General features: G+C 69.8%; 15 protein-coding genes and 1 riboswitch. Of the genes, 9 read left to right on the forward strand and 6 right to left on the reverse strand.

The genetic code is table 11. The annotated features are described in order from the left end of the window. Positions 1-169 precede the first annotated feature (169 nt). Positions 170-1,843 carry a globin domain-containing protein gene (locus AB0P03_RS07220; protein ID WP_363628019.1) on the forward strand — a complete coding sequence of 558 codons (1,674 nt, stop codon included), beginning with the start codon at positions 170-172 and terminating at the stop codon, positions 1,841-1,843. Positions 1,844-1,965: 122 nt separating this feature from the next. On the opposite strand, the gene AB0P03_RS07225 is transcribed toward AB0P03_RS07220, so the two are convergent. Next, positions 1,966-2,508 (reverse strand): NUDIX domain-containing protein, encoded by a 543-nt coding sequence (locus AB0P03_RS07225; protein ID WP_363581602.1) that lies wholly within the window; start codon positions 2,506-2,508, stop codon positions 1,966-1,968. Positions 2,509-2,836: 328 nt separating this feature from the next. Between AB0P03_RS07225 and AB0P03_RS07230 the strand changes: the two genes are divergently transcribed. Both AB0P03_RS07230 and AB0P03_RS07235 read left to right on the forward strand, forming a co-directional pair. Beyond that, positions 2,837-3,700 (forward strand): helix-turn-helix domain-containing protein, encoded by an 864-nt coding sequence (locus tag AB0P03_RS07230; protein ID WP_363628020.1) that lies wholly within the window; start codon positions 2,837-2,839, stop codon positions 3,698-3,700. 257 nt (positions 3,701-3,957) lie between these two features. Beyond that, a complete protein-coding gene (locus tag AB0P03_RS07235) occupies positions 3,958-4,383 on the forward strand; it encodes an SsgA family sporulation/cell division regulator (RefSeq protein ID WP_363581598.1) in 426 nt (141 codons plus the stop codon). Positions 4,384-4,564: 181 nt separating this feature from the next. Here AB0P03_RS07235 and AB0P03_RS07240 read toward each other — a convergent pair whose 3' ends face one another. Next, positions 4,565-4,945, reverse strand: coding sequence for a phage holin family protein (locus tag AB0P03_RS07240; RefSeq protein ID WP_363581596.1), 381 nt, complete (start codon positions 4,943-4,945; stop codon positions 4,565-4,567). A 153-nt stretch (positions 4,946-5,098) separates the two neighbouring features. Between AB0P03_RS07240 and AB0P03_RS07245 the strand changes: the two genes are divergently transcribed. The 4 genes from AB0P03_RS07245 to thiC all read left to right on the forward strand — a co-directional run bounded on the left by AB0P03_RS07245 (position 5,099) and on the right by thiC (position 8,696). Then, positions 5,099-5,416, forward strand: a complete 318-nt coding sequence (locus tag AB0P03_RS07245; RefSeq protein ID WP_363581594.1) for a cupin domain-containing protein — start codon at positions 5,099-5,101, stop codon at positions 5,414-5,416. Between the two features lie 33 nt (positions 5,417-5,449). Beyond that, complete coding sequence (tenA, locus tag AB0P03_RS07250) at positions 5,450-6,118, forward strand: thiaminase II (RefSeq protein WP_063348422.1); 669 nt, start codon at positions 5,450-5,452, stop codon at positions 6,116-6,118. A 216-nt stretch (positions 6,119-6,334) separates the two neighbouring features. Then, on the forward strand, positions 6,335-6,535 hold the full coding sequence (locus AB0P03_RS07255) for a DUF5326 family protein (protein WP_063348421.1): 201 nt from the start codon (positions 6,335-6,337) through the stop codon (positions 6,533-6,535). A gap of 138 nt (positions 6,536-6,673) precedes the next feature. Then, a riboswitch (TPP riboswitch) is annotated at positions 6,674-6,808 on the forward strand. After that, positions 6,804-8,696 carry a phosphomethylpyrimidine synthase ThiC gene (gene thiC / locus AB0P03_RS07260; RefSeq protein ID WP_363628021.1) on the forward strand — a complete coding sequence of 631 codons (1,893 nt, stop codon included), beginning with the start codon at positions 6,804-6,806 and terminating at the stop codon, positions 8,694-8,696. It overlaps the preceding riboswitch by 5 nt. Positions 8,697-8,771: 75 nt before the next feature. Here thiC and AB0P03_RS07265 read toward each other — a convergent pair whose 3' ends face one another. The 4 genes from AB0P03_RS07265 to AB0P03_RS07280 all read right to left on the reverse strand — a co-directional run bounded on the left by AB0P03_RS07265 (position 8,772) and on the right by AB0P03_RS07280 (position 12,093). Next, positions 8,772-9,467 (reverse strand): DUF5710 domain-containing protein, encoded by a 696-nt coding sequence (locus AB0P03_RS07265; protein WP_363628022.1) that lies wholly within the window; start codon positions 9,465-9,467, stop codon positions 8,772-8,774. A gap of 373 nt (positions 9,468-9,840) precedes the next feature. Next, positions 9,841-10,485 carry a hypothetical protein gene (locus AB0P03_RS07270; protein ID WP_363628023.1) on the reverse strand — a complete coding sequence of 215 codons (645 nt, stop codon included), beginning with the start codon at positions 10,483-10,485 and terminating at the stop codon, positions 9,841-9,843. Positions 10,486-10,612: 127 nt separating this feature from the next. After that, the gene (locus tag AB0P03_RS07275; protein ID WP_363628024.1) at positions 10,613-10,915 is read right to left on the reverse strand and encodes a hypothetical protein; all 303 of its coding nucleotides are present in this window, start codon (positions 10,913-10,915) and stop codon (positions 10,613-10,615) included. After that, the gene (locus AB0P03_RS07280; RefSeq protein WP_363628025.1) at positions 10,912-12,093 is read right to left on the reverse strand and encodes a helix-turn-helix transcriptional regulator; all 1,182 of its coding nucleotides are present in this window, start codon (positions 12,091-12,093) and stop codon (positions 10,912-10,914) included. Before AB0P03_RS07280 ends, AB0P03_RS07275 begins: the two co-directional genes overlap by 4 nt. Positions 12,094-12,307: 214 nt before the next feature. Here AB0P03_RS07280 and AB0P03_RS07285 point away from each other — a divergent pair, with 214 nt between their 5' ends. Both AB0P03_RS07285 and AB0P03_RS07290 read left to right on the forward strand, forming a co-directional pair. Further along, positions 12,308-12,766, forward strand: coding sequence for an ATP-binding protein (locus AB0P03_RS07285; RefSeq protein WP_363628026.1), 459 nt, complete (start codon positions 12,308-12,310; stop codon positions 12,764-12,766). Next, a complete protein-coding gene (locus AB0P03_RS07290; protein ID WP_363628027.1) occupies positions 12,763-12,969 on the forward strand; it encodes a hypothetical protein in 207 nt (68 codons plus the stop codon). The genes AB0P03_RS07285 and AB0P03_RS07290 overlap by 4 nt, the downstream gene beginning before the upstream one ends. Positions 12,970-12,997 lie beyond the last annotated feature (28 nt).

Here is a 12,997-nt window from a genome sequence, read left to right on the forward strand (position 1 = left end):
AATCGAGGGAGAGTAGCGCGTCCCGGGCCCGGGTGTCCGGGCTTCGCGTGATTTGTCGGATGAGCAGTTCGGGCGTGCCACGCTGCCTAGGCGTCAGCAGAGACAAGCCAGGTGGTGGCGCAGGGCGGCCGGAGGCGAAACGATTCTCTTGGGTACTCGAAACGTTGCGGTGAAGTCCCGCAGAACACTTCTGGTCCGCACCGGGCACGGCTCGGCGGGTGCCGCCTCCGTCCCGGGCCTGCCGGAGCTCCCGGCGGACGCGGCGGCGGACACGATGGCGCACGTGACGGCCGAGGTGACGGCGGCCGGGATGGCGGCCGGGGTGACAGTCGCGAGGGCGGCCGGGGCGGGGCCCGAACGGCCGCCGATGCCGCTGGACCCGCCGGACCTCCCGCCGCAGATCCCGGCCGAGGCGCCGACAGCCGTCCTCCCGGCGGTGCCCGCTCCGCCGGTGGGGCCGCCGGCCGTCCCCGCGCCCAACTGCCCGGAGCCGCCGGCCGAGTCGCCCGCCGTGCCGTCTGCCGCCCCCGCGTTCCGGCCGCTGTTCACCGATGCTCCCGGCCTCAACTGGGCGGGCCCCGGCGACAGTTGGACCAGGGCTTGGGCCGTGCAGGAGCCCGCCGAGGGCCGTCCGGCCCAACTGTCGGCCCCGCTGCCCGCCCCCGACCGCAGCGCTCCCGACCGCAGCGCCTCCCCCGTCGAACAGCCGCTCACCGTACGGGACGTCGAGCTGATCCGGGCCAGCCTGGCGGTCGTCGAGCCGGTCGCCGACCGCGCCACCGCGCACTTCTACGCGCTGATCTTCCTGCACCACCCCGAGGTCCGGGCGCTCTTCCCGGCTGCCATGGACGTCCAGCGGGACCGCCTGTTCCGCGCGCTGCTGGCCGCCGCCCGCGCCGCCGACGACCCGGCCGGCCTGCGCGTCCACCTCGGCGCGCTCGGTCGCGGCCACCGCCGGTACGGCACGCTGACCGGCCACTACGGCCCGGTCGGCGAGTGCCTGGTACAGGCGCTGGCCAGGTACGCGGGCAGCCGGTGGGACGCCGAGACCGAGCTGGCCTGGCGCCGGGTCTACCGGCTGGTCTCCTCGATCATGATCGAGGCCGCCGAGGACGCCGCCCGCACCTCGCCGCCCTGGTGGCAGGGCGAGGTGGTCCGGCACGAGCGCCGCACCCGGGACGTCGCGGTGATCACCGTCCGGCCGGACCAGGCGTACCCGTACCGGGCCGGGCAGTACACCAGTCTGGAGACGCCCTGGTGGCCGCGGGTCTGGCGGCACTTCTCGTTCGCCTCGGCCCCCCGGCCGGACGGGCTGCTGACCTTCCACGTGAAGGCCGTCCAGGCGGGCTGGGTGAGCAACGCGCTCGTCCACCGGGCCGCGCCCGGGGACGTCCTGCGGCTGGGCCCGGCGGCCGGCACGATGACCGCCGACCACGTCGCCGGCGCGGACCTGCTCTGCCTCGGCGGCGGTACCGGCATCGCGCCGATCCGCGCGCTGGTCGAGGAGGTGGCCGAGCGCGGCACGCCGGTCGGCGCCGTCGACGTGTTCTACGGGGCCCGCCGCGCCGCCGACCTGTACGAGCTGGACGGGCTGGACGAGTTGGCCCGGCGGCTGCCGTGGCTCACGGTGCGGCCGGTGCTCTCCGGCACCGGGTCGGCCGAGGGTGCGCTGACCGGCGAACTCCCCGAGGTGGTGGGCCGGTTCGGGCCGTGGGCCGGGCGGGAGGCGTTCCTCAGCGGGCCGCCCGCGATGGTCCGCCGGGGCGTCGGGGTGCTGCTGCGCTCGGGCGTGGCGGCCGAGCGGATCCGGCACGACCTGGTGGGCGACCTCGCGGCGGGGTGATCGGGCGGCGGGGTGATCGGGCGGCGGGGTGATCGGGTGGCCCCGGCGGGAGAATCAGCCGGGATCGGGAGTGGCCAGCGGGTCGGCGGGTCAGCTGGTCAGCGGGTCGGCGGCTCAGCCGGTCAGCCGAGGTCCGGGGCGAGCAGCGCGCGGACGCCCTCGATGTTGGCCGCCAGGTACGCCCGCAGCCGGGGCGGGACGACGTTGACGGAGGTCACCCCCTCGCGGGTGAACGGCAGCCGGACCACCTGGTACTCGCCGTTGGGCTCGTCCACCTCGGGGCCGTGCCGCCGGCTGAGGTCCATCGAGGCGAGCCGGCAGGCGAAGAAGTGCTGCACCTTGACCCCGTGCGGGTGGAGCAGGGTGCCGTCGTCATGGTGCGTGTGGCTGATGGTGTCGACGAAGGCGGGCACCACGTCGACGATCTTGCCGCCGAGTTCCTCGTCCACCTCGCGGTGCAGCGCCTCGACCACGGTGCGGTCGCCGCGCTCGACCCCGCCGCCGGGAGTGATCCAGTACGGCTGGGGCGCGCCGGGCCGGACCCGCCGGATCAGCACGATCGAGGCCGGGCCGTACGGGTCGTCCGGGTCGAGCTCCAGCAGGATCGCCCGCGCGGTGCGCTTCACCACCGGGCGGGGCGGCGGGGTTCGGTTGTCGGGGCCCATGGCGACCTCCGGGGCTGGAGCGTTGTGCGGGAGTCTCCCGCGGGACGGTCCGGCCGAAACCCGCCCGAACCGGTGCGTCCGTTCGGGGGGCGGGGAGTAACTGCGGATAGATCTTGGATAGCGAAGGTGAATCTTGAACTGATCTTCCAAATATTGGTCGATTCTGATTCTCGCCTTCGAATCGAATGATTTTGCCGAGTGATCGGTGTAAGAGTGATTGCAGGGAGGTCATCCCTGTGCTGCAATGAGCCACTATCGGGCAGATCGGAGGGCTTCGCTCCGGATGCCCTTTCTGTGCATTGACTCGGGCTGGGGGATGGACGTGGCCATGGATCAGATCGCAGAGCCGTCCAGGACGGTCCGCACCGGGCGCGTCACCAGGTCGCCGACGCCCACCTCGCCGCCCGGCAGCCCGCCGCCGTCCACCTCGCCGTCCACCTCGCCGGGCAAGGGCCGCGGCCCCACCCTGATCGGCTCCGTCCAGCGGGCGCTGCGGCTGCTGGAGGCCGTCGGGGGATTCCGGCAGGGCGCCACCGCCAAACAACTGGCCCGCGCCGCCGGACTGCCGCTCGGCACCGCCTACCACCTGCTGCGCACCCTCACCCACGAGGGCTACCTCCGGCGCTCCGACGGCCGGTTCTTCTACGGGGAGTCGGTCAACGGCATAGGCCGGGCCGACGACCGGCAGTCCGACCGGCACGACCTGCGCACGCGGATGCAGCGGTTACGGGACGAACTCGGGGCCCCCGTCTACTTCGCGCTCTACCGGGACGGCGAGATCCACGTGGTGGACGTCGCCGACGACCCCGGCCGCCCCGCCGTCCAGCCCTGGGCCGACCTCCGCGCCACCGGCCACGCGCACGCCATCGGCCAGTGCCTGCTCGGCCAACTGTCCGAGGAGGAGCGCCGTGACCACCTCGCCCGCCACCCGCCGGTCGGGCTCACCCCCTCCACCGTCACCGGCGAGGCCGCCGTCCTGCGCCGGCTCGCCTCCCTGCGACCGACCATGCCCGTCCTGGAACGTCAGGAGTACGCGCTCGGCACCGTCTGCGCGGCCGTCCCCATCACCGTCGGGCCGATGGTCGCCACCATGGCCCTCTCGTTGCCCGTCGAACAGGCCGACCGGCTGACCGTCGTCGCCGGCCAACTGCGGCGCAGCGTGGGCGCGATGGGCCCGTCGTTCGTCCTCTGACGCTCCTCGCGCCGGCACGGATCCCGTTCGTTCACCATTTGAAAAAGCACACCTTGTCCACTACGTCCCCAAACATGGACGATGGTGACCTAACGGGGATTGGTTGCACAAAACCGTCAGAAAACGCCCCGCACGCAGCAATTGACGACCCCGGCCCCGCGCCCGAAGCCCCCAGCCCTGCCCCCGCCCCCCAGCCCTGCCCCTACCCCCCCCACCCCACGGCCCACCCGGCCGGCCCCACGAGAGGTACTGGCGCCATGCAGCACAGCACAGTCCAGGGACACCTGGTGATGAACCTCGTGGTCTCGCACGAGCTCTCCTTCCGCATCGTGGTGGACCTGGAGTACGAGCCCGACGACCCGTACGCCGTCCGGTTCACCTTCCACCTGCCCGGCGACGAACCCGTCACCTGGGTGTTCGCGCGCGAGCTGCTGCTCGACGGCATCAGCCGGCCCTCCGGCGAGGGCGACGTGCACATCCACCCGGTCGGCGAGGAGCTCACCGAGGTCTGCATCGTGCTGCACTCCCCCGAGGGGGACGCCCTGCTGCGGGCCTCGGCGCCGCCGCTGGTCGCCTTCCTGGCACGCACCGACCGGCTGGTGCCGATGGGCCAGGAGATCACCGGGCAGGAACTCGACGCCGAGCTCGCGGACATCCTCCGGGGATGTGAGAACGCGGGGTGAGCGGTGGCCGCGCCGCTGCCACCGACGAAGGGGCCCGCGCCGGGTGAACCACCCGGGCGCGGGCCCCTCTCGTGTTCGGCCTGACGGTGTTCGGCCTGACGGTGTTCGGCCTGATGGTGTCCGGCCGCCTCGTGACCGGCCGGGTCGGGTTCGGCCAGTCGGTGCCCGGCCACGGCCGAGGTCAGTCGTCGTCCAGGGCCAGGTGCAGCCCCCACGAGACCAGGCTGATGATCAGCGAGCCGAGCAGCGCCGGCACGAAGCCCGTGACGTTGAAGTCCAGGTGCAGCTTCCCCGCGGCCCAGGAGGTCAGCCACAGCATCAGGGCGTTGATCACGAAGGTGATCAGCCCCAGGGTGAGGATGAACAGCGGGAACGAGAACAGCTTGACCAGCGGCTTGATCAGGAAGTTGACCAGGCCGAAGACCAGGGCGACGGCGACCACCGTCAGGGCCTTGTGGCCCAGGTCGGCCTTGCCGCTCGCGAGTTGGATACCGTTGACGATCCAGGCGGCGACCCAGATGGCCACCGCGTTGATCACTGTCTTGATGAGGAAACCCTTCATGACGCCCAAGCCTGGCAGGCCCCGCCGTCCCGGGGGAAGCTCTCCTCGGACATGTTGGCGCTCCCGCCGGACATCCTGGCTCCCCCGGTCCGGTGCCCGTGGTGTTGAATGCCCGTGGCCCGCACGGTGGATGGACGAAGGAGGGGAGTAGCGGTGAAGCTGTTCCGGTTGGACGAACTGGACGTCGAACGCGCGGCGAACGACGGCGCGTACCTGCGCTTCCTGTGCGAACCGCGGATGTCCGCCGGGCTCTACGCGCTCTCCCCCGGCGACACCGACCCGCAGACCGCGCACGACCAGGACGAGATCTACCAGGTGATCAGCGGTCGCGCCGAACTGACCGTCGGCGCCGAGACCGCCACGGTCGGGCGCGGCACCGTCGTCTACGTCCCGGCCGGCACCCCGCACCGCTTCCACCACGTCACCGAGGAGCTGCGGGTCCTGGTGGTGTTCTCCCCGCCCGAGGGCTGACCGCCCGCGGACCGACCGTCTAGGGTCCTGGGCATGAGCAAGAGCCTGACGGAAGAACTCTGGGCGGCCATCGAGCCGGTGTACGCCGAGATCCTCGCCCACCCCTTCATCGGTGGCCTCACCGACGGCACCCTGCCGCGTGCGGCCTTCCGCCACTTCGTCGTCCAGGACTCGCACTACCTGCGCGACTACGCCCGCGCGCTCGCCGTCTGCGCCGCCAAGGCGCCCGGCGAGGAGGACGTGCGGGCCTTCGCCGACGACGCGGTCGGCGCGCTGGCCGCGGAACAGGGCATGCACGCCGAGTTCCTGACCGCCTTCGGCGGCAGCGCCGAGCAGGCCGCCGCCGAACCGGTGCTGCCCACCACCCGGGCCTACACCAGCTACCTGCTGGCCACCGTCTACGGCGGCTCCTTCGCCGAGGCCGTCGGCGCGGTGCTGCCCTGCTACTGGATCTACGCCCGGGTCGGCGAGGCGCTGCTCGCCCAGGGCTCCCCCGACCCGCTGTACGCCAAGTGGATCGCCACCTACGGCGACGAGGCGTTCCAGTCCGTCGTCCGCCGGGTGCTGGCGCTCACCGACCGCCTCGGCGAGGAGATCTCCCCGGCCGAACGGCGCCGGGTCGTCGAGCACTTCACGACCACCTCGCGCTACGAGTGGATGTTCTGGGACGCCGCCTGGCGCGGCGAGCGCTGGCCGGTCTGACCGCTGGTCGCAGGGGGTGCGGGGCCCTTGCCGGGGGTCGTCCCCGAGGTCCGCACCCGGGTCTCCCCGGGGCCCCGGGTCGGGGTGATCTAGGGGTTCTCTCCGGGCCGACGGGCCTCGTTCCGGCACTCGTGTCCCCGTACGATCGAAGTACCGAAAGCAAGCGGGATGCGGCACCGGACGGCAGCCGACCCCACGGGGAGAGAAGGAACGGTCATGGCTGAGCTCTGGAAGTCGCTGCCCTCCTGGGTGCGGAACATCGTCATCCCGGTGCTGGTCCTGGTGCTGCTCTGGAACATCGTGGGATTCGTCTTCGGTGTCGTCGGCGCCCTGCTGAGCATCATGATCAAGGTGCTGGTCGTCGCCGGCATCGCCGCCGCCGTGGTGGTCCTGGTGAAGAAGGCCGCCAAGGGCTGAGCAACCGCCCGAGGCCCGGCCCCCGTCCAGGGGGCCGGGCCTTCGGCGTTCCTGGCGCGGGGTCCGGCCGGCCGGAGGCGTGCTGGACCTGCGGCGATCGGCTCGCTACGGTGTTGGGCGTCATGTGCAGGCAACACCGCCTGCCGACGCGGGAGCTCGGAGCACCGGGCTGAGAGGGCGCTGACCGGGACGTCGACGGATGGACCGACGGCTGCGTCGACCGCAGGAACCTGACCGGGTAATGCCGGCGTAGGGAGTATGAGGTCAGATGACCACGTTCGAAGCACAGCCGCAGCCTGCCCGCAGCACCGGGAACAGCGGCACCGAGGCCGGCAGCACCGAGGCCGCCACCGCCACCGCCACCGCCACCGCCACGGCCACCGTCACCGCCACCGTCACCAGCGCCGGCACCGGCTACCCCACCCCGGCCTGGCGCAAGGCCTACCGCGAAGGGTCCCGGCCCGACCTGCGGGTCCCGTACCGCGAGGTGCAGCTCACCAACGGCAGGACCGTCCCGCTGTACGACACCTCCGGCCCGTACACCGACCAGGCCTACGAACCCGACGTGCGGCGCGGCCTGCCCGCCCTGCGCGACGCCTGGATCCGCCAGCGCGGCGACGTCGAGGAGTACGACGGCCGCGAGGCGCGCCCCGAGGACGACGGGATCAAGCACACCTCGCCGCGCGGCGGAAACCTGCGCAACCTGGACGCCGTCTTCCCGGGCCGCCCGCGTCGCCCGCTGCGCGGCCGCGGCGGTGCCGCCGTCACCCAACTCGCCTACGCCAAGCGGGGCGTGGTCACCCCCGAGATGGAGTTCGTGGCGCTGCGCGAGGGCCTCGCCCCCGAGTACGTGCGGGCCGAGGTGGCCCGCGGCCGGGCCGTCATCCCGGTCAACGTGAACCACCCCGAGGTGGAGCCGGCGATCATCGGCACCAACTTCCTGGTGAAGATCAACGCCAACATCGGCAACTCCGCCGTCACCTCCTCGATCGAGGAGGAGGTGGAGAAGATGACCTGGGCCACCCGTTGGGGCGCCGACACCGTCATGGACCTCTCCACCGGCCGCAACATCCACACCACCCGCGAGTGGATCCTGCGCAACTCCCCCGTGCCGATCGGCACCGTGCCGCTCTACCAGGCCCTGGAGAAGGTCGACGGCAAGGCCGAGGACCTGAGCTGGGAGGTGTACCGGGACACCGTCGTCGAGCAGTGCGAGCAGGGCGTCGACTACATGACCGTCCACGCCGGCGTCCTGCTCCGGTACGTCCCGCTGACCGCCCGCCGCAAGACCGGCATCGTCTCGCGCGGCGGCTCGATCATGGCCGCCTGGTGCCTGGCGCACCACCAGGAGAACTTCCTCTACACCAACTTCGAGGAGCTCTGCGACATCCTCGCGCGCTACGACGTCACCTTCTCGCTCGGCGACGGCCTGCGCCCCGGCTCCATCGCGGACGCCAACGACGAGGCGCAGTTCGCCGAACTGCAGACCCTCGGCGAACTCGGCCGGATCGCCCGCGAGCGCGACGTCCAGGTGATGATCGAGGGCCCGGGCCACGTCCCGATGCACAAGATCAAGGAGAACATGGATCTCCAGAAGGAGATCTGTGACGAGGCGCCGTTCTACACCCTCGGCCCGCTCACCACCGACGTCGCCCCCGGCTACGACCACATCACCTCGGGCATCGGCGCCGCGATGATCGCCTGGTGGGGCACCGCGATGCTCTGCTACGTCACGCCCAAGGAGCACCTGGGCCTGCCCAACCGCGACGACGTCAAGACCGGCGTGATCACCTACAAGATCGCCGCCCACGCCGCCGACCTCGCCAAGGGCCACCCCGGCGCCCAGGACTGGGACGACGCCCTCTCCGACGCCCGCTTCGAGTTCCGCTGGGAGGACCAGTTCAACCTGGCCCTCGACCCGGAGACCGCCCGCTCCTTCCACGACGAGACCCTCCCCGCCGAACCCGCCAAGACGGCCCACTTCTGCTCCATGTGCGGCCCGAAGTTCTGCTCGATGAAGATCAGCAAAAGCATCACAGAGCTGTACGGTGACAAGGCCGTGGACACCCAGTACGACGCCGAGGCCCTGGCGGGCATGCAGGCCAAGTCCGAGGAGTTCGCGGAGCAGGGCAACCGGGTCTACCTCCCGCTGGCTGACTGACACACCTGGCCTGAGCCCTCTCCCGATGCTTGGGGGAGGGCTCCCAGGTTCTTTCTTCCCCGTCCTTCGACTGCTTCATGAGCGTGGGGGCTCCTCGGCGGGCCACCTCGACAAGACTTCATAAGTCGGGGTGTCGATGTACCAGCTTGGCCGCTCAGGATCCCAGCGAGCACCGAGGGCAATGGCCTCGTCCTTCTCGCCGTGGGGGACCCTCAGCCCGACCCTGCCCCTGGGGGCCGGCAGGCGGCTGGGGTCACCCTCTCGCGGAGGCTTGAACCAAGGTGACTGGCTATCCACGCCTGCGGGCTCGCCGGTCTCCTTGTGGATGAAACCCTCTCGCGGAGGCTTGAACCATGGCGATGGTCCGGACGCGTTGGGAGGCTGGATGGGGGACTCCTCCGCTTCCTCGTCGATAGCGCTCTGCCAGAGGTCGTAGAAGCCTGGCAAGATTTCTTCTGGAGTCGTGCGTAGGTGCTTGGTGCCTAGGACTTCCACCAGTGCCTCGACGACGTGCCAGGCTGGTAGACGAGTGCTGGAGAACGCGTCGTAGATGGTGCTGCGAGAAATACCGGAACCATCCAGGGTACGGACCATGCCGGAGAGCGGCATCAACCCTGCTTCCTTGTGCAGCGTATGCAGGGCCTTGTTCAGCCTGCCATGACTGCCAGTAAGTTCCGGCTTGTGAAGGCGTCCTGCCCGCCCCATCCTGGCAGCTCCGATCCGTTTGAAACCGTTTGAAACCGTCCGCCAATCTTTGCAGTCGTCCGCCATCGTCGTGTCTCGTTCGAAGTTCTCGGGTGTCGTCCGCGGCTATCCAGGTCGGACCACCAAGGCGTCAGGGTGCTGCTGCTGCGTCCTCGCAGCGAACACTGCTCACCTCGGAGGGGCCGGATGAACAAGGGGCGTCGATGGGACGGTCGGCGACTTGCTCGCGTCGCCACGTTCGCCATGGTGCGTGGCGCTGGAACGGCTGTCGGAGGAGGTCTGGTTACGGCGGTGGCATGGTGGTTGCGGAATCGGTAGCACGGCCAACCTGGTAAGCGCCGCTCCGAGATCACGTGGAGGTGCTGCACAGTGATGCAGAGCTGCTCGCCCCGCTCCGCCGGGCTGGCGGAGCGGTCCCGCCCGGTGCCGAGTAGGTGCCTCACCCTTCGTGGAAGTCATGCATGTACTCGGCCATCTCGTGCTTGTTGTCCGTCATCTCGCGGATGCCTGTGTCGGCGCCGTCGAGCATGTTGGCGACTCCCATCATCACGTTGTTGAAGTTGCGAACGTGGATACGGTCTATGCCGTCGAGCGTGGGGTCACCGCTGTTACGCACCGGGTAGCGGAAGTGCTCAGAGCTTGGGTCCATGCCGTGCAGTTGCAGGAGCACTCGTTCGGCGTTGTCGAGGTCCGCGTTGTCATCGCCAGGGAACGAACGCTCCAGAAGAGGTCGTGCCTTGCGCCACAAGACCTCGATACTGTGGCTGCGCATCAACACGTGCGGCTCACCGAGGTACACGCTCGCAAGCTGAATCAATGACTTCAGCTGGATCTCGACGTAGTGGCGCCAGCACATGACGAATGGATAGATCATGGTGTCTTGGCCACTTCCGGTGGACACGATCCGATCTGCGATGACTTCTGCCGCCTCCGCATAGCCGCGGACGTAGCCGAGCCAGCGGTCCAGCGGCCAGTTGAGAAGGGCGAGGGATTGCCAGTCAGGCCCCTCATGCCGAAGGTCGGCCTCCACATGAGGCCATGCTCGGCGGTTGGTGAAGCTCATCGTCTTGTCAGCTGCGTCCATTCCGCGAGTCTCCTGGGACAAGCTGAGCAGCGCATCCGATTTCCTGCTTGCGGAGTCGGGTTTCCTGATCCTGGCGTGGACGGCCGTACCGGCAACTGCTGAAACCGACACGGCCGCCCATGTTCTTTCAGGCGTCCCAGGTACTCACGACAGGCTCCGGCCACTCCGTGGCCGTCGCTGCCAGATCGGCCGGCAGGAGGGTGAGAAGGGCGGACCGGCTGTCGGCGGCGGCCTTCAACGCGGCCTCCTGAGCCTCGTCTTTGGTGTTGAACATGCCCGCGCCTACGGCCTCGTTGTGGGGTGGCTCGCCGACCTCGCCGACCCACTGTGACGCGCCCGGCCATACCCGGACGTGGGTGAGCCGGGAAGGCTCCGGCAGGCCGGTGATGCCACGGGCGGCGGCTTCCTTGATCACGTCTTCGATGGTCATGCTTGGGCTCTCCTCATTTCGGCCAGTGCCGCGTCCAGTCGTGCGGAGCGGACGACGGTGGAAAGATCGGTGGCGGTGCGGGCATACTGATCGGCTTCGTCCTGGGCGCCCTGGCGGTAGAGCACCGTGGCCAGTTGGGCGGTGTCGATCGCCTTCGAGCGGGCCCGGTTGGAGGTCTGGGAGTCCACGGCTCGGCGGAGTCGGGACACCAGATCGGAGACCGGCCTCCCCTTGACCATCGCGAGCAGGTAGAGGGCGTGACCGGTCTCGCCGTGCAACTTGTGCTCGGTGAAGTACCACATCCACCGTGGCTCGCTGCGGAGATCGGTGACGCGGCTGTAGATCGATTCCGCAAGCGCGATCTGTCGCATGACCTCGGGCTCGTCGCCTCGGATGGCGTACGCCTGGGCCTTCACCGCGGCGATCATCGCGAGCGCGGACAAGGGCACGTTGCCCGTCGCCATGTCGGCCAGGGCGACGGCCTGATCCGGCTTGCGCTCGGCGATCTCCTGGCGGGCAAGGCCGGTTGCGACGTGGCACAGGAGTCCGTCGTCGCCGGCCTCCTGGGCTGCCTTGATGCCGAGGCCGAATGTGCTTCGTGCGGGAGCGCTCTGGCCGGCGTCGAACGCCGACCATGCGGCGAGGTCGGCGAGATTGGCGATCTGGCCGCACAGCCGGTCTCGGACGCGTGGTCCCATGGACGACTTGGTGAGGTCGACGACGCTCCGCAGCTCGCCGAAGGCAAGGTGGCGTGTGGAGAGTCCTCCGCTTCGCCGTTCCCACTCCTCCAAGGCGAAGGTTCGCTCTGCAATATCGTCAACGTCCTTCATTCCCAAGGAAGATGGGGATGGCAGCACGTCGGGCAGGATCGAAGCCAGGGAGACGGCCAAGAAGTCGCGGCGCTTCGACTCACTCACCTCCTCGCGGTCCCGCCGGGTCCTCTTCGAGAACAGTCCCAGCTCTGCGTTCGTGGCCACGCCGAAGACGCCACACAGAGCGTCGCGAACTTCCGCGTCGGGCCAGCTGATCACGCCACGTTCTAATCGGCTGATCACATTGGCGTCAATCGCCGAGTCTCTGCCTGTCGCGGCCTTGATCCGGGTGTTCACCCGCTTTGCTACGTCGCCTTGGGTCCACTCTCGCCCGAGACGAAGCCTTCGTAGCTCGTCGTTGGTCATCTGAGGCCCGTCTCTGCGGCGCCGCTGGTGGGGGCCAGACAGCCTAGTGAACTGCCTAGCGTCTGCCTACAGGATCGCCCTGTCTCTACCCGAACCGCAGGCGTTTGATGGTTCCCAGTCGCCCGGGGTGATGGGCCGGTTACGCCGGTGCTGTCGGGAAGGCCCCCGGGCGGCGTCATCCCAAGCTGACCTGCCATCACAGACCGGAGGTCGCATGTCCGTCAGCGTCAGCACAACGGTCACCGGCTCCGCTGACACCATGCTCATCGAGATTCCGATCGTGCGGCCGGACGACCTCGGGTGCCTGCTGGAAGTGCCGTGCCGCCCCGAATCCGCAAGGCTTGCCCGCCGGTTGGTGGTCGCTGCTCTGACGGCCTGGTCCGCTGAGGAGCTGGGCGACGTGGCCGAGCTGCTTGTGACTGAGCTGGTCGCCAACGCGGCTCGGCACACGGGCTGCACGCGGATCTCTATCTCGGTGAACCGTCAGACGGCGTCGGTGTGGGTGGGCGTCCGTGACTCCTCCTCCGAACTTCCGTGTCGCATGGACCCGAAGTCCGAGGCTGAGTCCGGGTACGGCCTGGGGCTGGTGGAATCCCTCTCCTCCCGCTGGGGAGTGGCCTGGGCCCCGCGCGGCAAATGCGTTTGGTTTGAGTTGCGGACGGTGAAGTCGTGACCGACGAGCGCAACCCGGTCGGCGGACGTCACCGGGGCGAACACCGTGATCCTGTTGGCGCGGTGCTGACCGGCATCTGGGCGCTTGGCAACGTGGTGACCGTGTTTCTCCTCGGCACCGCCGTGGTGAGCCAGATGGACTCTGAGCACTCCGGCCCGATGCAGATGGCGTACTCCGTACCGGACCGCGAACCGCCGGCCTGAGCCCGGATCTGTTACAAGACTCCCGTCC

This window comes from Kitasatospora sp. NPDC088779, assembly GCF_040685395.1.
Taxonomy (GTDB): domain Bacteria; phylum Actinomycetota; class Actinomycetes; order Streptomycetales; family Streptomycetaceae; genus Kitasatospora.

Bases quoted from the DNA above. Each gene is read 5' to 3' on its own strand.
- thiC (WP_363628021.1), top strand. From the start codon at position 6,804: ATGACCACGTTCGAAGCACAGCCGCAGCCTGCCCGCAGCACCGGGAAC.
- AB0P03_RS07270 (WP_363628023.1), bottom strand. From the start codon at position 10,485: ATGGACGCAGCTGACAAGACGATGAGCTTCACCAACCGCCGAGCATGG.
- AB0P03_RS07225 (WP_363581602.1), bottom strand. From the start codon at position 2,508: ATGGGCCCCGACAACCGAACCCCGCCGCCCCGCCCGGTGGTGAAGCGC.
- AB0P03_RS07235 (WP_363581598.1), top strand. From the start codon at position 3,958: ATGCAGCACAGCACAGTCCAGGGACACCTGGTGATGAACCTCGTGGTC.
- AB0P03_RS07280 (WP_363628025.1), bottom strand. From the start codon at position 12,093: ATGACCAACGACGAGCTACGAAGGCTTCGTCTCGGGCGAGAGTGGACC.
- AB0P03_RS07265 (WP_363628022.1), bottom strand. From the start codon at position 9,467: ATGGCGGACGACTGCAAAGATTGGCGGACGGTTTCAAACGGTTTCAAA.
- AB0P03_RS07230 (WP_363628020.1), top strand. From the start codon at position 2,837: ATGGATCAGATCGCAGAGCCGTCCAGGACGGTCCGCACCGGGCGCGTC.
- AB0P03_RS07285 (WP_363628026.1), top strand. From the start codon at position 12,308: ATGTCCGTCAGCGTCAGCACAACGGTCACCGGCTCCGCTGACACCATG.
- AB0P03_RS07240 (WP_363581596.1), bottom strand. From the start codon at position 4,945: ATGAAGGGTTTCCTCATCAAGACAGTGATCAACGCGGTGGCCATCTGG.
- AB0P03_RS07275 (WP_363628024.1), bottom strand. From the start codon at position 10,915: ATGACCATCGAAGACGTGATCAAGGAAGCCGCCGCCCGTGGCATCACC.
- AB0P03_RS07255 (WP_063348421.1), top strand. From the start codon at position 6,335: ATGGCTGAGCTCTGGAAGTCGCTGCCCTCCTGGGTGCGGAACATCGTC.
- tenA (WP_063348422.1), top strand. From the start codon at position 5,450: ATGAGCAAGAGCCTGACGGAAGAACTCTGGGCGGCCATCGAGCCGGTG.